The sequence below is a fragment of the Bradyrhizobium sp. BWC-3-1 genome (genome assembly GCF_032917965.1).
Lineage (GTDB): Bacteria > Pseudomonadota > Alphaproteobacteria > Rhizobiales > Xanthobacteraceae > Bradyrhizobium > Bradyrhizobium canariense_D.
The window spans coordinates 5847773-5867078 of sequence record NZ_CP136625.1 but is presented as its reverse complement, the minus strand read 5'-3'; the positions used below and the strand labels follow the sequence as shown (position 1 = coordinate 5867078).

Here is a 19306-nt window from a genome sequence, read left to right as displayed (position 1 = left end):
TTGCTGCTCATTGAAGTTCAACCCGCGGATCGAGCAGACGATAGCTCAGATCGACGATCAGATTGATCAGGAGATAAACCACCACGATGACCAGGATGACGCCCTGGATCACAGGGTAGTCTCGGCGAAGGATCGACTGAACGACGAGGCGGCCGATGCCGGGCAGGGCAAACACGGTTTCGGTCACCACCGCCTCGGACAGCAGCGCGGCGAAGGTGAAGCCGAAGGCCGAGACGACCGCCAGGAGTGCATTGCGCCAGATGTGGCGGCGCACGACCTGCCACGGCCGGATTCCCTTTGCCCGCGCCGTGCGCACGTAGTCCTCCCGGGAGACGTCGAGCATGCTGGCGCGCGTCAGCCGCAGGATCAAAGCAGCATTCGGAGCCGCAAGCGCCAGGCTGGGGAGGACGAGATAGCGGAGATTGACGACACCGCCTTCGAAGATCGACGGATAGCCGGAGCTAGGAAACCAGCCGAGCCACGCGGCGAAGATCAGGATCAGATAGAGCCCGACCCAGAACGTGGGTATCGAGGCCATCAGCATCGCCCCACCGGACAATCCCTGATCGAGCCACGTGCCGTGCCGGACCGCCGCAATCATTCCGATCGGCACGCCGATGACCGCAACCCAGATCATCGTCATGGTGGCGAGCAAGGTGCTGGTCTCGGCGCCATCGGCAATCACCGACAGCACGGGCGCCTGGAAGAAGATCGACCGCCCGAGGTCGCCCTCGAGCACATGGCCGGCCCAAGTGAGATATTGCAGGATGATCGGTTGGTCGAGACCGAGCTGGTGTCGCAAGGCGTCGATCTGGTCGGGAGTCGCGGTATCACCGAGCAAAACATAGATCGGGTCACCCGGCACGATATGGATGAACGCGAAGATGATGATGGACGCTGCCAGCAGCGTCACCGCCGTCGTTCCTGCGCGCTTGAATGCGTAAGACCACATGTGATTGGGCGCCTGTCAGCGGCAACGATGCGCGCCGGCGCCGGCGCTCGACAGTCCTCGCGGCCTCATTGCCCGTCCTTATTTCGTGGACACATTCCAGAACACGGGACCGTTAGGGTTGAGCCCCTTGAGCTTGGGAGAAGCAATGTCGTAGGTGTAGGCATCGCCTACTTTCATCACCGGTACCTGCTCATAGATCAGCGACTGGATCTTGTCCCATGTCGACTTGCGCGCGGCTGGATCGGTCGTGTTGATCAACTCGGCCCGAAGCGAGCCGATCTCCGGGCTGTCCCACCAGCCGGGATAGCTCGCATTCAGGAACGTGAGCAGCAGCGGGTCCGGCGCGAAGGAATGGTGGGTGACGAAGATGTCCCACTGTTCCGGCTGGCCGCGCATCTTCAGAAGGGTCGCCCAATCGACGACCATCATCTGAACATTGATTCCGGCGTCGGCCAGCTGACGGGTGAAGACAGAGGCTTCGTCATAGTGTGCCTGATAGTTCGTCGAGACCAGTAGGCGGATCGGCGTCCCCGTGTAGTCCGCCTCCTTTGCGAGCTCCTTGGCCTTCTTCGGATCGTGCGCACTATAATTTGAGGCGCCTTCCGTCGAGTACCAGGGGGTGCCATTGGGAAAGATCGATCCTTCGGCATTCCACAGGTCTTTGGGACCGAAGGCGACGCGCAGCGCCTGCGACTTGTCCAGCGCGGTCTGGATGGCGCGGCGGAGCTTGTAATTGTCCTTCAGGATTCCCTGCTTCGAGTTCATGAAGAAAAGGCCGAAGATCGGCGCGTTGGTACGCTGCACCTGGACCGATGGATCTTTGCTCAGGGACTCGTACAGATCGCCGGAGATCATTTCCGCATAGTCGTAGTCACCCGCCTGCACGCCGCTCACGCGCGTGCCGACGTCAGGCACCGGAATGAACCGGATCTTGTCGAAGCTCGCAACGCGGGCGCCGGCGAAGCCGTCACCCTTTTCCTTCACCGGCTTGTAGCCCTCGAACCTCTCCACCTCGACATAGCGGTTCGGCCGCCACTCGACGAACTTGTAGGGCCCGGTGCCGATATAGTCCTTTTGCTCGATCGGCCGGTTCCCCGCTTTGGCGGCTATGTCTTCCGGATAGATCGCAAGACCGCCATTGACGTCCGCAATGAGAGCCTTCCAGGCGCCGTTCGGCGCGGACAATTTCAGCGTGACTTCGTACTTTCCGGTCGCCTCGACCGACGTAGCCGCCGCCATCAGGAGCTTGCCGCGTGCACCGAAACTGCCCCATCGCGTCATCGAGGCGACTACGTCCTTGGCGGTCATCTCCTTACCGTTGTGGAAGAGGACACCTTCGCGGAGCTTGATGACGATGGTCCGACCGCCGTCTTCCGTGCGATCGCCCTCGGCCAGCATCGGACGCGGCGTATAGGTCGAGTCTAGCGCATACAGGGTCTCGAAGATGTGGCGGCCGATGACCGATGCGACGTCGGCGGTCGTCAGCATGACATCGAGCGGCGGCGGTTCTCCGATGGTGGCTTCGCGTAGCAGGGTGGCGGCATTGGCCTGCGCAATCAAAAATGACGCGGTGGCCAGCCCCACGACGCCACGCATCAAGACACTTGGACCGTATCTCATGATCGCCCTCCCGCCTTGTTGAGCCGCCTGCTTCCCGGTGCAGGGATGTGCCTTTCAGCTGTTGGGCTGACGGCACGCTATTGCTTGTTTGAAAGTTACATACACAATTTGGCAATTATCAAGCAGAAAATGCTGTTATTGATGTGGCCTGCCGATATACGTTTGGTCGATGCTGAAGGTTTCTTACGGCAGCTTCTTGCCAAGGGCGCAGGTTGATCTGACCTGGGAAAGGGCGGGCAATGGCGCGTGCAAAGCGAAATCACCCGGCGAGAGCCGTTGGTGCAGCAATCTCGAAGCCGCCCGGCGACGACAATGTCGTGGCCGGCGACATCATCTCCCTCATCAGGCAGAGCGCTCTAAGCCTCAGCCCGTCCGAGCAACGCGTTGCCACGGTGCTGCTGGCCGATATGGAGTTTGCCGTTCACGCCAGCAATTCCGAGTTGGCCCGTCGGGCGCGCGTCAGCGAGCCGACGGTAACCCGGTTCAGCCGCTCCGTCGGTTGCCGGGGCGTCCGCGACCTCAAGGTGAGGCTGGCTCAAGCAATGGCGGTCGGGCGGATTTACGTTGAGCTTCCCCCGCATGTCGGGACCGATCTGGCGCGCCCCGCGCTCTGGCGGTCGGTGTTTCAGGAAATTCGCCGTGCAATTGCCGCTGCCGAGGAGGGACTTCGCAAGGAGGACATCGAGCGGGCTGCCGAAGCTATCTCCCGCTGTTCGAAGCTTGCAGCGTTCGGGGTGGGGGGCGGTTCCACTCTTGCGGCGGCGGAGGTTCAGAACCGGTTCTTTCGTCTTGGGATTGCCGTCTCGCATGCCTCCGATCCGAGCTTGATGCGCATGATTGCCGCGACCTTCGGACGGGATGATGTCGTCGTTGCCATCTCGACCACCGGTGCAGCGAACGAGGTGATCGAGGCAGCCAGTATCGCCAAGCAATACGGCGCCTTGGTCGTCGCAATTACCAAGCCGCAAAGCAGGTTGGCCTCAATCGCCGATATTGCGCTTGGCGTACACGTGCCCGAAGCGCCCGACGCGCTCAAGCCGACGGCGTCGCGCTATGCATTTCTCGCCACCATCGATCTGCTTGCGGCGTCAACTGCCTATTGCAAACCGCTCGAAGCCCAGGCGCGCATGCGGCGGATCAAATACGAGTTGCTGAAGGGGAGCGACGGGGACGCCAAAGGGCCGCTGGGAGACTGAGCGGGCAATTAGCCCACCGCCCGCCTCTCGGGATTATGTTCGCAATATGGCCTCGATCTCTTGCGCTGCTTCAAGCAGCGTGCGGTCTTGTCCGCGCGCGGCGATGACCTGAAGGCCGAATGGAAGTTCGCACCGATCCGTTCCGCACGGCAGCGAAATCGCCGGCAGACGAGCATGATTGACAAAGGGCGTTAACGCCGCGTGCGCGCGCGGGCTCGCCGCGCGGCCACCGATCATGTCGGGTCCGAGCTGGGTGAATGGCCAGGCGACACAGGGAACGGTTGGCGCCAGCAGCAGATCAACCTCGGTGAAGAATGCCGCGAAAGCATTGGCGATTGCGGCGCTTGCCAGCAGCGCACCGGCAACGTCGGCGCCCGACCACGACAGCCCTCGCTCGATCTGTCTGGCGATGTCAGGATCGAACACGGTCGGATCCTCGCGGAAGGCATCTCGATAGAGTGCGGCGAGGCCGGCCTGCTGAAGCGGCATGATAGCCTCTTCCGTCGCGCCCGCCGGCCAGACGGGATCGCGCTGCGCGATGCTGAGGCCAGCGGCGGAGAGACGCGCGATGGCGAAAGCGAGCCCTTCAGCGACAACATCGTCGACGGCGACGTCGAGCCCAAGGCGCGTCGAGAACGCGATGCGCAGACCGGCGATGTTTTTGGCCTCTTGAGCGATGCCGGCTGAATCCGGATCGCGCGGATCGACGGCGGCCATGGCCTCGAACGCCAGCGCGATATCGGCAACGTCAGTGGCGATCGGCGCGATGACGGAGAGGCCGAAAAACGGTTCGGCGAAGCCTGGCCCATAGGGGATCGCGCCATAGGACGGTTTGAACCCCGCGACGCCGACATGGGCCGGCGGCCTGCGGCTCGAGCCGCCCGCATCGGTGCCGATCGCTAGCGGCACGAGGCCGGCCGCAACCGCCGTGGCAGGGCCGCCCGACGAGCCGCCGGGCGTCAACGTGGGATCCAGCGGATGCCGCGTTGGCCCATACAGCGGCGAGGTGGTCACGCCCTTGCAGGCGAATTCCGACGTTGCGCCGATGCCGACGACGACGGCGCCGGCCTTGCGCAGCTGCTCGATCGCAATCGCATCCTGCGGCGCGACGAATTCGGCGAACAGGCGCGAGCCCTGTGTCACACGCCAGTCACGGACCCAGATGTTGTCCTTGACGACGACGGGGACACCGGCGAGCGGCATCGTCTCGCCGGCACGCAGGCGATCATCGACCGCTGCGGCGTCGGCAAGCGTACGCGCAGGAGCGGTCGTCACCACTGCGTTCAGCGCCTTGGCGGCCTCGATGCGCGCAAGCGCGGCCTTGGCGGTCTCGACCGCACTCGTTCGTCCGGCGGAGACGTCGGCCGCAATCTCGCACGCGCTACTTCTTCCCTTTGTCATGGCCTCCCCAGACCAGTGCCAATGTGCCGCAGAGGGCGAGGCAAGCCAAGGCGAAGAAGGCGGCACCGAGACTGGCTGCGCTGTCCAGGAAGGACACCAGCGCCGGTGCTGCCAAGAGGCCGGCGTAGGATGCGGTCAGCACCGCGCCGGTGGTTTCGCCAATCCTGTCCTGCGGGGCGAGGCGTGCGATCTCGGCGACGAAGACACCGTTCCACCCGGAGGCCGTCAGGCCGAACAGAGCTGCAGTCGCGAACTGGCCGGTCCGCCCGAGCGATGCGCCATCGAGACCCAGCAGCGCGGCGCAGAACGTCATGCCGAGGCCGATGACGACGAGAACTCCGCGCGAGGCATTAAGTCGCGTTGCGACGAAGCCCCAGCCGAGCCGGCCGATCAGGCCGCCGGCCTGGGCGCAGGCAAGCGCCATGCCGGCCTCGATATGGCTGAGGCCGAGCTCGCGGGTGCCGAGCGTGACGAAGACCGTATTGAGCGACACCTGCATCGCGCTGAAGGGCATCGAGGCCAGCGCCAGCATTGCGATGCGCCGGTCCGCGGTCACCAGCGCCAGCCGCGTCCGAAGGCTAAGCTCCGGCAGTGGCACGACCTTGACGGCGTAGGCGGGCCGCAGGCGCTCGAACCACGCTATCGCCAGCAGCGCACAGGCGCCCACGGCGGCATAGCACCAGGCGGGCCCGAGCGAGATTGCGATCGCGGGCAGAACCAGCGAGCCGCAGACGGCGCCGATCTGGTTTCCGGTCTGGCGAACCGAGAACACGAACGCGCGCCGCTCGGCCGTCACGAGCCGCGCCAGCAGCGCCGCGCTTGCGGGCGTCTCCGGTCCGAAGGCGAGGCCAAGACAGAGGCCGGCTGCGAGCAGGGCCGCCGTCGAGCCGAGCGAAGCTAGCGCCATGCTGGCGATGATCGCCGCCGCGCAGAGGCTCGCGATCCGCATCGAGCCCAGGCGGGCGATGAAGCCGCCGCCCCAGAACGAGGCGGGAATGCCGACCGCGAACACGGCGCAGGAGAACATCGAGAGCTGCCAGACCTCGATATGGGCGCGCGGTGCCACCACGCCCGGCGCGAACAGAGCCAGAGCCACCAGCGCCTGCAATGAGGTCATGGCGCCAAGGGCGGGCAGCAATGCGGGCGCTGGTCGAACGGCCGTGTTTGCGTCTACCATGGTGCTGCGCTCTCGGGGGGTGCAGCGCTCTCGGGGGGAATATTGTGGCAGGTGGCATTTCCATTCACGCGGTCGATGTGGCGAGCGGACGCCCGGCGCAGGGTCTGCGTGTCGAGATCTGGCGGATCGATCCGGACTCGCTGCGCGTCGCCGAAGGACGGCTTGGTGCCAACGGCGTGCTCGATCATCCCGTTGCGCAGGGGGCGGGCGTGACGGCGGGCGAGTATGAGGTCCTGTTTCATCTCGGCGAGTTCTTTGGCGAGCGCGACGGCTTTCTCACGGTGACGCCGTTCCGCCTCCGCATCAAGGATGTCGATGAGCATTTTCACCTGCCGCTGAAATTCACGCGCTGGGGCTATTCGCTGTTCCGCGGCGCCTGATCAGTTGGTCAGCCGCCGCGATAACCCCGTGACGCGCTCCATAATCGCGACCAACGCGACGGTTGCAATGATCAGCACTCCCGACAGTGCGGCGATGGTGACGTCGAGCTTGCCCTCGAGGTCCTGCCACATCCGGATCGGCAGCATGTCGGTGGCGGCATCACGCAGGAACAGCGACACCGGCACGTTGTCGAAGGACGACATGAAGGCGATGAAGGCGCCCGCGATGATGCCCGGCCGGATCAGCGGCAGCACGATGCGCCGGAACGTGTAGATGCGGCCGGCGCCCAGCACGGCCGAGCTCTCCAGCAGGGTCGGCTCCAGCTGGGCAAGCGCCGCAATCGTATTGCGCACGACATAGGGCACGCAGACCACGGTGTGGCCGATTACCAGCGTCAACGGCGACACCGGCAGGCCGACCAGCGAGAACAGCATCAACGCGGCAAGGCCAAAGGCCAGCGCCGGCAGAACCAGCGGCGACATGAAGAGGGAATCGAGCAGCCGCGCCGATAGCGTCGGTGAGCGCGAGATCGCGAGCGCGGCGGCAACGCCGAGCACCACGGACAGGCCCGTCGCCCACAGTGCCACGATGAGGCTGTTCTTGGCTGCGAAGTGCAGCTGCCAAGCGCTCCACAATTCGGCGTACCAGCGCAGCGAATAGCCCGGCGGCGGAAAACGCAGCGAGAAGCCGCTGGTGAACGAGACGATCAGCACCACCAGCGACGGCGCGATGATGATGATCAGCGCAATCACGGCGATCAGGCTCATGACCAGCTCGAAACTGAACGCCTCCAGGGTGCGCTTGCGCCCGCTCATCACGCACCTCCATAGCCGCGCGACAGGCGGCCGAGCGTGGTGAAGACCGAGACGACCGCGAGCACCGCGAGCAAAAAGATGATCGAGATTGCGGAGGCAAGCGGCCAGTTCTGCAGGGTCGAAGCCTGCTGGTAAAGATACATTGGCATGAACAGCATCTGTCCGCCGCCGATCAGCGACTGGGTGATGAAGGCCGTGATCGCGGCGGCATAGGTCAGCGTGCAGCCGGCGATCACGCCGGGCAGCGACAGCGGCAGCACGATCCGGAAGAACGTGCGCCAGCTTCCGGCGCCGAGCGAGCAGGAGGCGTCGTCGAGATTGGGATCGATGCGGCCGAGCGCGGTGATCAGCGGCAGCGTCATCAGCGGCATCTGCACCTGCGCCAGCGCGAGGACGACGCCGAACTGGGTGTAGAGCAGTTTCAGGGGCGTATCGATGATCCCGAGCGACTGCAGCGTGGCGTTGATGATGCCCTGCCGCCCCAGGATGACGATCCAGGCGAAGGTGCGAACCACGACGCTGGTCAGGAGTGGCAGCAGAACGATCAGGATGATGATGGTCTGAAGCCGCGGCCCGACCCGCTGGTAAAGCCAGGCGATGGGAAAGCCGAGCACGAGGCAGACGGCCGTCACCTCGGCCCCAAGCAGCAGCGTCGAGCCGAGCACGCTGAGGCTGAAGGGATCGGTGAGGAAGTGCAGATACTGGCCGAGTCCCCAATGGAGCGCGGCCGTGTCGTTGTGCAACGAGAGCCACAGTAATTGCAGCAGCGGCGCCACGAAGAACACTAGGAAGAACAGCGCCAGCGGCGCTGCCAATCCCATCCCGTAGGACGTGACGTCTCGTGATGCCGGTGCTGTGCCCATCATGAGTCCTTGAAGCTCTAGATCTTGATCTCGCGGTTGAAACGCTCGATCCAGGCCGAGCGCTGCTCGTTGATCTTCTTCCAGTCCTGGAACACGAATTTCTGCTTCAGCTCGGCCGTGTCCTTGGCGAGCACGCGCGCGATCTCGCCGCCCATCGCCACCTTGGAATTGGTCGGCACGATCAGGTAGGGCGGGTTCATCAGCGTGGTCTGCACTTCCGGGGTCAACGACGCCTCGATCAGCTTGAAGGCGAGCTCGCGGTTGGGCGAGTTCTTGACGATGTGGATCGTGGTCTTGAAGGCGATGGCACCTTCCTTCGGGGCCACGAACTCGACCGGCACGCCGCGCGCTTTCAGGATCTGGATGGCGTTGAAATTGCCGGGCGAGATATCGATCTGGCCCTGCTGGAACAGGGTGGCGAGCGCGCCGGGATTGGCGGCGACCGCGGCGAGGTTGGGCTTCAGCTCCTCGATCGCCTTGAAGCCGGGATCGACATTGGCTTCCGAGCCGCCGCGCATCTTGGCGATCTCGACCAGCCAGCCGGTGCCGAGCGTCGAGTTAAGGTTGGTGATGCCAACGCGGCCCTTGAACTCGGGCTTCCACAGATCGGCCCAGGAGGTCGGCGGCGTCTTGACGGCTTCCGGATTGTAGGTGAGGCCGACGACCTGAAAGAAGGGGGCAGGGCCCATCGGCTCCTGGGCCTCGGCGATCAGGTCCTTGTAATAGGCGCTCTTCTCGATGGGGTATGGCTCGACCAGATCCTGGCCGATCGCAACCAGGGCCGGGCCGGGATCGTGCAGCATGACGTCGATCGGCGGATTGGCCTTGGCGGCGTTCACCTTGGCGATCTGATCGACCGAGAGCATGGGGTCGAGCACCATCGCGGCATCGGCGTTCGCCTTGCGAAAGGCCGGCACCAGCACGGCCTTGTGCGCCTCCTCCCAGCTTCCGGTGAAGGTCGCAAACACTAGCGGGCGGGCCTGGGCGTAGCTCAGTCCGGGAAACGCCTTCATGGCGCCGAGTGTGAGTGCGGTCGTCATCAGGCTTCGGCGGTTCATGATCATGGTCGAACTCCCTCTGGACAAAAACTGAATTCAAAGCGTTGCAGGAAAAGCGTTTGCGAGCGACGGGGCGAGCGGCGCGAGGCGCACCGCGGCGCCGCTCTCCAAGGTGCGCGTCTCGCCGATGCGCGCCTGGGATATCCTGACGCCGGAGCCGTCCGCGGTGGTGACCTCGTGGACCACGGTGGCTCCTAAGGGCAGCGACATGCCGACCACGCCGGCAAAGCCGGTCTCGTCGCCAACGAATTGCAGATGCTCGGGGCGTATGCACACGGTGACGCGGCCGCCCTCGGCGAGGGCGCCGCCGGCGGGACGCGCAATGATTTCCGCGCCGGCATCGAGGCGGACTTTTGCGGCCGTGCGGTCTGCCGAGACGACCACGCCGGGCATGCGGTTGCTGGCGCCGACGAAGGTGTTGACGAACAGGGTCTGCGGCCGGTCGTAGACGTCCGACGGTGACCCGAACTGCTCGAGCTTGCCGTGGCTCAGCACCGCGACGCGGTCGGCCATCGACAGCGCTTCTTCCTGGTCGTGGGTCACGATCAGCGTGGTGATGCCGGAGACGCGCTGGAGCCGCTTGACCTCGATCTGCATGTCGAGCCGAAGATTCTTGTCGAGCGCGGCAAAGGGCTCGTCGAGCAGCAGGATCGACGGCTTGATCGCCAGCGCGCGGGCCAGCGCGACGCGCTGCTGCTGGCCGCCGGAGAGCTGCCGTGGCAACCGTTCCGACATGGTCGGCAGCTGCACCAGATCCAGCAAGCGCTGCGCTTCGCGCTGGCGGGTCGCCTTGTCGATCCCGCGCGCGGCAAGCCCATAAGCGACGTTCTCGCTGATGCTGAGATGGGGGAATAGTGCGTAGTTCTGGAACACGATGCCGACCGCGCGGCGGTTCGGCGGTAGCGCGTCGACGATGTCGTCGCCGATGATGATCCGCCCCTGCGTCTGCGCGATGAAGCCGGCGATGATGCGCAGCAGCGTGGTCTTGCCGCAGCCGGAGGGGCCGAGCAGGGCGATGATCTCGCCCCCTTTGATGTCGAGATTGATGTTCTCGACCGCGAGCGCGCCGCTCGGATAGCGGTGGGTGACGGCGTCGACCACGAGCGATCGGCCGCCTTGCGCTTCAGCCATGGTGTTGCCTCCCGTTGCCCCGGAGTAGAAAGCAAGTCTCATGTCCGCACCGGTCGCTTTTCGCCGCGAGGTTTGGCATGGTGGGGTGATGACGTCGGATCGATCGGTTTGCGACCTCACTGCCACGGCCCTCGCACGCGCCCTCGCGAAGGGCGAACTCTCCTCGCGCGACGCGGTCGAGGCGCATCTGGCGCGGATCGCGAGTCTTGATAGCCAATTGGCGGCCTTCGTGACTGTCGATGCGGAGGGGGCCCGCCGTGCCGCTGATATCTGCGACGCCGCGCCAACGCGGGTCGGCCCGCTGCATGGGGTGCCCATAGGGATCAAGGACCTCACCGACACTGCGGGGGTTGCGACCACGTACGGATCGGCTCTGTTCCGCGATCATATTCCGGCCGAAGACGATCTCGTGGTCGCGCGATTGCGGCGCGCTGGCGCGATCATTCTGGGAAAGACCAACACACCCGAATTCGGCTTCGGCGCGGTCTGTACCAACAAATTGTGCGGGCCGACGCGCAATCCGTTCGATCCGGTACTGACTTCGGGTGGATCCTCCGGTGGCTCCGCGGTTGCGGTCGCGGCCGGCATGGTGCCGTTGGCCCATGGCACCGATTTCGGTGGCTCCGTGCGCACGCCCGCAAGTTTTTGCGACGTCGCCTCGATCCGGCCGACGCCCGGTCGCATCCCGGCGCCGCATCGCCCCCTCGGCTGGGACATGCTCGCCACCCACGGTTTTCTCGCCCGCGGCGTCGACGATCTCGAGCTTGCGCTGTCGATCTGTGGGGGAGGCGATGTGCACGACCCACTCTCGATCGGTGTCGTCAATGAGGATCGGCCGGTTGCAGTGCGTCCCCGGATCGCAGCGACGCCCGATTTCGGGATCGCGGCCGTTTCGCGCGATGTCCGTGCACGTTTCGCCGCGGCCTGCGAGGCGCTCGGAGCCGTGGCCGATGTGGTGCCGTCCGCGCCCGATTGCGGCGGTGCGATCGAGGCATTTCGGACGCTGCGCGCCGCGCACATCGCCAACGGCTATGGCGAGCTGCTGAAGTCGCGCCGCGCCGAGCTGACGCCCACCGTGATCTGGAATATCGAGGCGGGCGCAAAGCTCTCCGCGGAGGACTATCTCAACGCCGAGCAGCGCCGCACCGCGATCTACCGCAGCTTTCGCGAGCTGTTCAGCCGCGCCGATTTCCTGGTGGCGCCGGCGGCGTCCGTTTTGCCCTGGCCGAATGAGATCAGCGACGTCACCACGATCGATGGCGCGGCGCTGGAGACGCCGATCGATTATCTCGCCGTCACCTTCATCGTGTCGCTGGTCGGTTTCCCGGTGCTGACCCTGCCGGCCCCCCGAGCGGAGAACGAGCTGCCGTTCGGTATCCAGATCATTGCACCGCTGGGATGCGAATCCCGCCTGTTTGCCTTCGGCCGTGCGATTGAGAACAAGCTTGGTTTTTCGCATCGCTGGCCGCAGCTCCCCTAGTTATCGCGATGCTCGAGCCGGGCGGCGAGCGCATCGGCAAGACCAAGGGTGGGTTTGGCGGCGGGCCGGCGGTACGTGCCTGCGGTTGCCTTGCGCAGGCGAAGCGCGACCAGGGCTTCGGCCTGCTTCACCGACGCGATGACTTGATCGACGACTGGGACGGGGATCCGGTCGGCCACGCGCTCGGCGAGGCCCGAGAGCGGCGCACCTGCAAAAATCAAGACGTCCGCGTCGTCCTCCACGATCGCGCGCCGGGCGAGATCGACCAGCACATCCTCCTTCTCGGTGCCGACCTCGGAGATCGCCTGGAACGGCGTATCGAGCATGCGGATGCCGGCGCAGCGCTCCCACAGCCCGTGGGCGCGGACGCATTCCTCGTACCAGGGGCCGAGCGCCTGGGCGAAGGTGACGATGGCGAAACGCCGTCCGGCCATGCAGGCGGTCAGCATCGCCGCTTCCGCCATGCCGACCACGGGAATGTCGAAGGTTTCGCGCGCGGCGAACAGGCCGGGGTCGCCGAAGGCGGCGATGATCGCGGCGTCGACCTTGCGATGCTGCCCGGCCAGCATCTCCAGCGCAATGGCACCGCCGATCTGTGCCTCGGTGCGTGTCGAGATATAGGGCACGCCGCGGGTCGCGGTGCAGGGGATCAGCTCGGTCCCGGGCGCAGCCGCGCGCTGCCCGACATCCGTCATCAACTGGGTGACTGCGGTGCTGGTGTTCGGGTTGAGCAGCAGCAGCTTCATGATTGCGCCGCCGTCTGCTTGGCTTGAGAGGCCGCGATGACTTCGAGCAGCGCCGTGCCGGTGCGCCGAACATGGACGCCGAGCAGGCGTCCTGCGGTTTCGCTATCGCGCGCCTCGAGCGCGGCAAGGACGCCGGCGTGCTCGTCGACCGAATTGCTCCAGCGCCGGTCGGCGCCGAGCGCGAGGTAACGCGCGCGCTCGGCGCGGGAGATCAGCGTCACGTGCGCCTCGCGCAGCGGCGTGTTGCGCGCCATGCGGACGATGGTGTCGTGGATCTCGCCGTTGATGGCGAAGTACTCGTCGAGCTTGCCGTTGCGATGATGACCTTCCATGCGGGTCTGAAGCGTGCGCAGGCGGGCGAGATCGCGCTCGGTGGCGCGCTCGGCGGCGAGCTCGGCGGCCAGCCGCTCGATGCCGGCCAGCGCCTCGAACAATTCCGAGATGCCGTCGACGGCGAGGTCGGCGATGCGCGGGCTGCGGTTGGGGCGGAGCTCAATCAATCCCTCGGCCGCGAGCACTTTCATCGCCTCGCGCAGCGGAGTGCGCGATACGCCGAGCTCCTTCGACAGCCTGGTTTCCTGGGTCTGCGATCCCGGCGGCAGCTCGCCGCGAATGATCATCGTCCGCATCCGCGCGGCGGCGCGCTCATGCAGGCCCATCCGTTTGAGTTTGGGCGACTTTCGGCCCGGGTTCGGTTCGGATTTTTGCGGCACGCCGGCCTTCCTGCTGACGTGCGATCGTAGCTAATTTCCTTCACGTGAGGTGCCAAAATAGAAGACGTATGTGGCTCAAAACACGTGCATATCGAATAAATTGTATGCAGCATGCAGATTGCGGGTTGCGTGGACCGATGCGGACGCGGATGATCCTTTTGAGGAAGCGGAGGAGCGCTTTCGCCGCAACGGAGCGACTGCGATCGATGTCAATTGTGCGCAAACGCCTCGGCATGATCACGCCGTCCTCCAATTCGGTGCTGGAGCCCGTCACCAGTGCGATGCTCGCCGGCGTGGCCGATGTCACCGCGCATTTCTCGCGTTTCCGCGTCACCGAGATCGCACTCGACGCCGCCGCGCTGAACCAGTTCGACGCCTCGGTGATGCTGCCTGCGGCGGACCTGCTGGCCGATGCGAAGGTCGATGCCATCGCCTGGAACGGTACGTCCGCAAGCTGGCTCGGCATCGGCAGAGACCGGAGCCTTTGCGAGGCAATCACGGTGCGCACCGGCGTGCCGGCGACGACCTCCACGCTCGCCTGCATCGATGCCGCTCGCGCGCTCGGCGCCAAACGTGTCGGCCTGGTCTCGCCCTATACCGACGACGTGCAGCGGCGGATCGGTCACGTCTGGGCCGAGGAGGGGATCGCCCCGCACGCGGAGCGGCACCTCGGACTGCGCGACAATTTCTCTTTCGGCGAGGTCGCGCCTGCGACGATTGCTGGCATGATCCGCGCTGTGGCGGCTGACGGCGCCGATGCTGTCGTCATCCTCTGCACCAACCTCGACGGCGCCGCGCTGGCGGCTTCGCTCGAACGGGAATTGAATGTCGCGGTGGTCGATTCGGTAGCGGTCACGCTGTGGCGAACCCTGGAGCTCGCCGGCGGCGATGCCGGGGCTCTTGCCGATTGGGGGCGGATCTTCCAGACATCGGCGGTCATCAAGTGATGGGAGACTCCTGTGACGCAGCTCGATCTTGCTATTCGCGGCGGCACCATCGTGACGGCCAGCGACGAGTTCCGCGCCGATATCGGCATTCGCGACGGCCGCATCGTCAGCATTGCCGATCATCTCGAAGGCGCAGCGCGCGAGATCGACGCGACCGGGCTGCTGGCCCTGCCGGGCGGGATCGACAGCCATGTCCACATCTCGCAGGCCTCCGGCCCCGACGTGGTGATGGCCGACGACTTCGCCTCAGCGACCCGCTCGGCAGCCGCCGGCGGCAACACCATGGTGCTGCCGTTCGCGCTGCAGGAGAAGGGCAGGTCGCTGCGGACCTGCGTCCAGAACTACCGCAAGCTTGCCGAAGGCGAGTGCTATATCGACACGGCCTTCCATCTCATCATCTCCGATCCGACCGCGGTCGTGCTCGGGCAGGAGCTGCCGGCCCTGGTCAAGGACGGCTACACCTCGTTCAAAGTGTTCATGACCTATGACGACCTCGTGCTCAGTGACAAGCAGCTGCTCGAGGTCTTCGAGGTCGCGCGCCGCGAGGAGGCGCTGGTGATGGTCCATTGCGAGGGTTACGACGCCATCCGTTTCCTGACCTCCAAGCTGGAACGCGAGGGCCATATCGCGCCCTATTATCACGGCGTGTCGCGGCCACAGGCGGTCGAGCGCGAAGCCACGCATCGCGCCATCAGTCATGCCGAGGTGATCGGCGTTCCCATCATGATCGTGCACGTCTCCGGGCGCGAGGCGATGGAGCAGGTGCGCTGGGCTCAGCAGCGCGGATTGCCTGTTCATGCCGAGACCTGCCCGCAATACATTACGCTGACGGCTGACGACATGAAGGGTCTGAACATGGACATGTCAGGCGCGAAATATGTCTGCTCGCCGCCGCCGCGCGACGCGGAAAGCCAGCAGGCGATCTGGGAAGGCATCACCACGGGCGTGTTCCAGACTTTCTCGTCCGATCACTGCCCGTTCCGTTACGACGATCCCAGGGGCAAGCTGACGCCGAACGGCCGCACCTCGTTCCGCTGGGTGCCGAACGGCATTCCAGGTGTCGAGACCCGGCTGCCGATTCTGTTCTCCGAAGGCGTGTCGAAGGGACGGATCAGCCTGCAACAATTCGTCGAGCTGACCGCGACCAACCATGCGCGCATCTACGGCCTCTATCCGCGCAAGGGCTCGATCGGCGTCGGCTTCGATGCGGATATCGTGCTCTGGGATCCCAAATTGAAGAAGCCTATTCGGCAGGCCGATCTGCATCACGGCTCGGACTACACGCCATGGGAAGGGTTCGACGTCACGGGATGGCCGGTAACGACGATCGCCCGTGGCCGGGTGGTGTACGAACACGGCAGGATCGTCGGCGACAAAGGCGCAGGCGACATTCTCAGCCGCGGCAGGTCGAGCCTGATCTGATCGGACTCAACGCGTTGCTGCTCAACTATGGCGCCCGTGCGCGCGGCGCGATGGCCGTCTCAAGTCCACAGATCATGCCGGTCATATGTTCGTATCCAGCCTTCGCATGCGGCAAAACGAATCTAATCAATTCGGACAAGGTTGTCAGGCCGTCCCCCATAAGGCGACGTCCTTGACACGATTCTCGAAGCTGCCTGGTGGCGTCGTCCGACCTGTGCCGGGCGCCCAGCCGCGCGGAATGAAGCCGTTCAACGAAGCGTCATGGCGCAGATGTTCGACCAGCCCGGCGGCATCGCGGCCGCCATTGCGCTTGGGATCATTCATTTGCGCGCAGATCTCGGCGCCGCCTTTTTCGAACCGGATGAAGTCAACGGGAGCGAGTTGCCAGTCGATGCCGGCGCGGGGCGGAGCGGGAGCCGGTTCGTTTACTTGCGTCGAAGTCATGTGACAGGGATCGCCTCCTTGTCTTTACGGCTTTCTCCACCGTGGATGTTCATGCCAGCGGGCAGCATCCGCGCTCTGCTGCATGAACAGTTGATAGACGGTTGCCGGCGCGTCGCCGGCCCTACTTGCCGGCGTGGGCGCGGAACTGATGTCATGGCTGGATTCTCCCGCACGTCAATTTGGGCAAGTATCAGTTCATTCGGATTCGGCTAGGCGGCCATTCGCAACAGATCGACGATGTCGGCTTCGCTTTTAAAAGGCCGCGGATTGGCCTGCACGAAGCGATGATTGATCGCAATCTTGCTGATCTGCTCGAACTTGTCTTCGCCGATCCCGACGTCGGCAAGGCGACCGGGTAGTCCAAGTCTCCTGGTGAATTCTGCGAAGGCGGCTGCCGCTTCCATGCCCGGCTCGCCAAGAGCCGCTGCTAAGCGCGTTTGCGCATCCTCTGTGAACGCCTTGTTGTAGCGAAGTAGGCTCGGCATGATGACCGGTGTGCAATAATAGTGTGGTACGCCGAAGGTCCCGCCAAGCACGTGGCCGATGCCGTGACTGGCTCCCATCGGGACCCGCGCCTGGAGGCCGAAAGCGGCGAGCCACGCGCCGTATTGAGACAGTCGACGCGCCTCCAAATCATCGGGTTGCTGCAAGGTCCGTTGCATTCCCTCCCGAAGCGTGCGGATGCCGGCCAGGACCACCTCGTCGCTAAGCGGCGTGCCGGCGGGTGAGCACAATGCTTCGATGCCGTGGTCCATCGAGCGCGTTCCCGATCCCATCCAGAGCTTCGAGGGCGTATGGACGGTAAGGGCAGGGTCGAGAATGATCGCCACCGGCATCATCAGAGAATGGAAGAAGATCTGCTTCAGCCTGCTGCGTTCATCGGTGACGAGCGCTGCTGCATTGTATTCGCCGCCGTTCAGCGTGGATGGCACCGCGATCTGTCGAATTTTTGGCGATCGGAACGGAGAGACGGTGACGCCCGGGCCCATGGGAAATGGATCGAAACCCGCCTCGTCACGGATGTCATGTTCCATCGCCATGATGACGATCTTGGCGAGATCGATCGCCGAGCCTCCCCCGACGGCGACCACCAGGTCGGCTCCGGCGTCTTTGGCTTGACGGGCAACCTCGGCAGCTTGCTTGCGCGTGGTGTGCTCTGCAATTCCATCGAAGGTCGCGACATGCCTTTCGTCGAGCGCACGCCGGATCTTCTCGATCTCGTCGGTCTTGGTATTCAAGGTGCGGCTGACGATCAGGAAGACGCGCTTGGCATCCAGCCGCACCGCTTCATCGTTCAAGGCGTCAGACGCAGCCTTGCCGTAAACGACACGATCGATTGCCGGAAAATTGTGTACCCCTGCTTTGCGCATTGCGATCCTCGCCTGTAAGTTCAAAAATAGAAGCAACTATAGGAGCGATATTCGGAGGATGCAACGGACCGCCTCCGGACTGTATAGGCCGGCATTCTGGCCGTCCTTGAAGATGTCCTGCCGCGTATCGATAGGCAAACTAAAATCTAATAGTTGACGAGTTCAAAAAAAGAACTGTAGGATACGAGCACGAGATGGCCGAACGCAACGGCCGCGAAGCGCCGGGTTACGGCTGGATCCGTTCAGCGCGATGCGTCTTTCGCAATGACGTGAGGCGAGCGGCCACCAGCGCAAAAAAAAACAAAGCCACGTACCCCAAAAGGGTGCACGTTTGGGAGGACGAGCAATGCCAGTGAGATGGAAGATCGTTGCGGCTCTCGCTCTATGTTTGACCGGCCCGGCATTCGCCGTTGACGAGCCCGGAATCTCTGCTACCGAGATCAAGATCGGCGGGGTTTTTCCCTTCAGCGGCCCGGCGTCTTCGATCGGCCTCGTGGGCAAGGGGCTTATGGCCTACGTTCAGGCGTTGAACGACCGCGGCGGCGTCAAAGGACGCAAGATCAACTACATCGCCTATGACGACGGATATAGTCCTCCCAAAGCGGTGGAGCACGTCCGCAAGCTGGTCGAAAGCGACGAAGTGTCGTTCATGTTCGGCCAGCTCGGCACGCCCGGCATCTCGGCCTCTGCAAAATACCTGAGGGCCAAAGGGGTACCGAGTGTCGCCATCGTCAGCGGCTCGTCCAAGTTCACGGACGTCGCCAATTACCCGCTGATCACCACGGGTCTTGTCAGCTACGACACCGAAGGAAAAATCTACGCCAAATACCTGACGAGAACGCTACCGAACGCCAAGTATGCCATCCTCTATCAGAACGACGATCTTGGCAAAGATTACGTCGCTGCCTTCAAGGCGTTTCTCGGCAAGGATTTCGACCGCAAGGTCGTCAGTGCTTCCTACGAGGTCACTGAACCGACGATTGACTCACAGATTACCAATCTGAAGAGCTCGGGTGCCGAGGCCTTGGTGATCGCCGGGACGCCGAAGTTTGCGGCGCAGGCCATCCGGCAAGCTTCGGTGATTGGCTGGAAGGCGACCGTAATCATCAATTTCCCGTCCGGATCGGTCGGAGGCACGCTCGCACCGGCCGGCCTCGACAAATCGGTCGGCGTGATGGTCGGGACCACCAACAAGGACGTCCTGGACGAGACATGGAAAGACGACCCGGGTATGCAGGCCTACCGGGCGTTTTTCGAAAAGTATCTGATGGGCGCCGATATCACCAACGGCAGCTATCTGACCGGTTATCAGCAAGGCGTCCTGCTCGAGCGGATCCTCAAGCAATGCGGTGATGATCTGTCGCGGAAGAATATTCTGGCGCAGGCGAAGAACCTGAAAGACGTCGTCGTTCCGACTGTGCTGCCCGGGATCAAGGTCAACACGAGCGAGACCGAGAACATGATCTGGACGCAGATGCGGCTGCAGCGCTGGACCGGCACGACGTGGCAAGCGTTCGGAGACGTCCTGGACGCCAGGTCGGAGTGACGCTTGGCGCAGCCCGCCCGTTCTATCCATCCGCGGTAATTCAG

At 64.2% G+C, this 19306-nt stretch carries 19 protein-coding genes; 7 read left to right on the top strand and 12 right to left on the bottom strand.

Annotated features, from left to right (window positions below):
- Positions 1 to 7 precede the first annotated feature (7 nt).
- Together RX329_RS28530 and RX329_RS28525 are read right to left on the bottom strand one after the other, a co-directional pair.
- Positions 8 to 952, bottom strand: a complete 945-nt coding sequence (locus RX329_RS28530) for an ABC transporter permease (protein WP_007608695.1) — start codon at positions 950 to 952, stop codon at positions 8 to 10.
- A gap of 78 nt (positions 953 to 1030) precedes the next feature.
- Positions 1031 to 2572 (bottom strand): ABC transporter substrate-binding protein, encoded by a 1542-nt coding sequence (locus RX329_RS28525; RefSeq protein ID WP_317244674.1) that lies wholly within the window; start codon positions 2570 to 2572, stop codon positions 1031 to 1033.
- Between the two features lie 15 nt (positions 2573 to 2587).
- On the opposite strand from RX329_RS28525, the gene RX329_RS28520 reads away from it, so the two are divergent.
- Together RX329_RS28520 and RX329_RS28515 are read left to right on the top strand one after the other, a co-directional pair.
- A complete protein-coding gene (locus RX329_RS28520) occupies positions 2588 to 2788 on the top strand; it encodes a hypothetical protein (RefSeq protein WP_317244672.1) in 201 nt (66 codons plus the stop codon).
- A gap of 101 nt (positions 2789 to 2889) precedes the next feature.
- Positions 2890 to 3768: a MurR/RpiR family transcriptional regulator gene (locus RX329_RS28515; RefSeq protein ID WP_247477466.1), complete on the top strand. Its 879-nt coding sequence runs from the start codon at positions 2890 to 2892 to the stop codon at positions 3766 to 3768.
- Between the two features lie 33 nt (positions 3769 to 3801).
- Here RX329_RS28515 and RX329_RS28510 read toward each other — a convergent pair whose 3' ends face one another.
- Together RX329_RS28510 and RX329_RS28505 are read right to left on the bottom strand one after the other, a co-directional pair.
- Positions 3802 to 5169: an amidase gene (locus RX329_RS28510; RefSeq protein WP_317244671.1), complete on the bottom strand. Its 1368-nt coding sequence runs from the start codon at positions 5167 to 5169 to the stop codon at positions 3802 to 3804.
- Positions 5150 to 6346 (bottom strand): MFS transporter, encoded by a 1197-nt coding sequence (locus tag RX329_RS28505; RefSeq protein WP_317244670.1) that lies wholly within the window; start codon positions 6344 to 6346, stop codon positions 5150 to 5152. The genes RX329_RS28510 and RX329_RS28505 overlap by 20 nt, the downstream gene beginning before the upstream one ends.
- 44 nt (positions 6347 to 6390) lie before the next feature.
- Here RX329_RS28505 and RX329_RS28500 point away from each other — a divergent pair, with 44 nt between their 5' ends.
- Entirely contained in the window at positions 6391 to 6726 is a 336-nt protein-coding gene (locus RX329_RS28500) for a hydroxyisourate hydrolase (RefSeq protein WP_317244669.1), read from the top strand.
- On the opposite strand, the gene RX329_RS28495 is transcribed toward RX329_RS28500, so the two are convergent.
- Genes RX329_RS28495 through RX329_RS28480 form a run of 4 tightly spaced genes read right to left on the bottom strand, consistent with a single transcriptional unit; the run spans position 6727 to position 10594 of the window.
- Positions 6727 to 7542 carry an ABC transporter permease gene (locus tag RX329_RS28495; RefSeq protein ID WP_317244667.1) on the bottom strand — a complete coding sequence of 272 codons (816 nt, stop codon included), beginning with the start codon at positions 7540 to 7542 and terminating at the stop codon, positions 6727 to 6729. It abuts the gene before it with no gap.
- Positions 7542 to 8405, bottom strand: coding sequence for an ABC transporter permease (locus RX329_RS28490; RefSeq protein ID WP_317246449.1), 864 nt, complete (start codon positions 8403 to 8405; stop codon positions 7542 to 7544). The genes RX329_RS28495 and RX329_RS28490 overlap by 1 nt, the downstream gene beginning before the upstream one ends.
- Positions 8406 to 8422: 17 nt before the next feature.
- Positions 8423 to 9469, bottom strand: coding sequence for an ABC transporter substrate-binding protein (locus RX329_RS28485; protein ID WP_317244666.1), 1047 nt, complete (start codon positions 9467 to 9469; stop codon positions 8423 to 8425).
- 30 nt (positions 9470 to 9499) lie between these two features.
- Positions 9500 to 10594 (bottom strand): ABC transporter ATP-binding protein, encoded by a 1095-nt coding sequence (locus tag RX329_RS28480; RefSeq protein ID WP_317244665.1) that lies wholly within the window; start codon positions 10592 to 10594, stop codon positions 9500 to 9502.
- Positions 10595 to 10634: 40 nt separating this feature from the next.
- On the opposite strand from RX329_RS28480, the gene RX329_RS28475 reads away from it, so the two are divergent.
- Positions 10635 to 12074, top strand: a complete 1440-nt coding sequence (locus tag RX329_RS28475; protein WP_317244664.1) for an amidase — start codon at positions 10635 to 10637, stop codon at positions 12072 to 12074.
- Here the strand turns inward: RX329_RS28475 and RX329_RS28470 are convergent.
- Together RX329_RS28470 and RX329_RS28465 are read right to left on the bottom strand one after the other, a co-directional pair.
- Entirely contained in the window at positions 12071 to 12820 is a 750-nt protein-coding gene (locus tag RX329_RS28470) for an aspartate/glutamate racemase family protein (RefSeq protein ID WP_018458756.1), read from the bottom strand. The genes RX329_RS28475 and RX329_RS28470 overlap by 4 nt on opposite strands.
- Positions 12817 to 13533, bottom strand: a complete 717-nt coding sequence (locus RX329_RS28465; RefSeq protein ID WP_317244661.1) for a GntR family transcriptional regulator — start codon at positions 13531 to 13533, stop codon at positions 12817 to 12819. Before RX329_RS28465 ends, RX329_RS28470 begins: the two co-directional genes overlap by 4 nt.
- A 206-nt stretch (positions 13534 to 13739) precedes the next feature.
- Between RX329_RS28465 and RX329_RS28460 the strand changes: the two genes are divergently transcribed.
- Positions 13740 to 14480 (top strand): aspartate/glutamate racemase family protein, encoded by a 741-nt coding sequence (locus RX329_RS28460; protein ID WP_317244659.1) that lies wholly within the window; start codon positions 13740 to 13742, stop codon positions 14478 to 14480.
- A 12-nt stretch (positions 14481 to 14492) separates the two neighbouring features.
- Positions 14493 to 15902 (top strand): dihydropyrimidinase, encoded by a 1410-nt coding sequence (gene hydA, locus RX329_RS28455; protein ID WP_317244657.1) that lies wholly within the window; start codon positions 14493 to 14495, stop codon positions 15900 to 15902.
- Between the two features lie 144 nt (positions 15903 to 16046).
- Here the strand turns inward: hydA and RX329_RS28450 are convergent, their stop codons facing one another.
- Both RX329_RS28450 and RX329_RS28445 read right to left on the bottom strand, forming a co-directional pair.
- Positions 16047 to 16346 (bottom strand): hypothetical protein, encoded by a 300-nt coding sequence (locus tag RX329_RS28450; RefSeq protein ID WP_317244656.1) that lies wholly within the window; start codon positions 16344 to 16346, stop codon positions 16047 to 16049.
- A gap of 209 nt (positions 16347 to 16555) precedes the next feature.
- Positions 16556 to 17716: an iron-containing alcohol dehydrogenase gene (locus RX329_RS28445; RefSeq protein ID WP_317244654.1), complete on the bottom strand. Its 1161-nt coding sequence runs from the start codon at positions 17714 to 17716 to the stop codon at positions 16556 to 16558.
- Between the two features lie 346 nt (positions 17717 to 18062).
- Between RX329_RS28445 and RX329_RS28440 the strand changes: the two genes are divergently transcribed.
- On the top strand, positions 18063 to 19262 hold the full coding sequence (locus tag RX329_RS28440; protein WP_317244653.1) for an ABC transporter substrate-binding protein: 1200 nt from the start codon (positions 18063 to 18065) through the stop codon (positions 19260 to 19262).
- Positions 19263 to 19306: the final 44 nt, after the last annotated feature.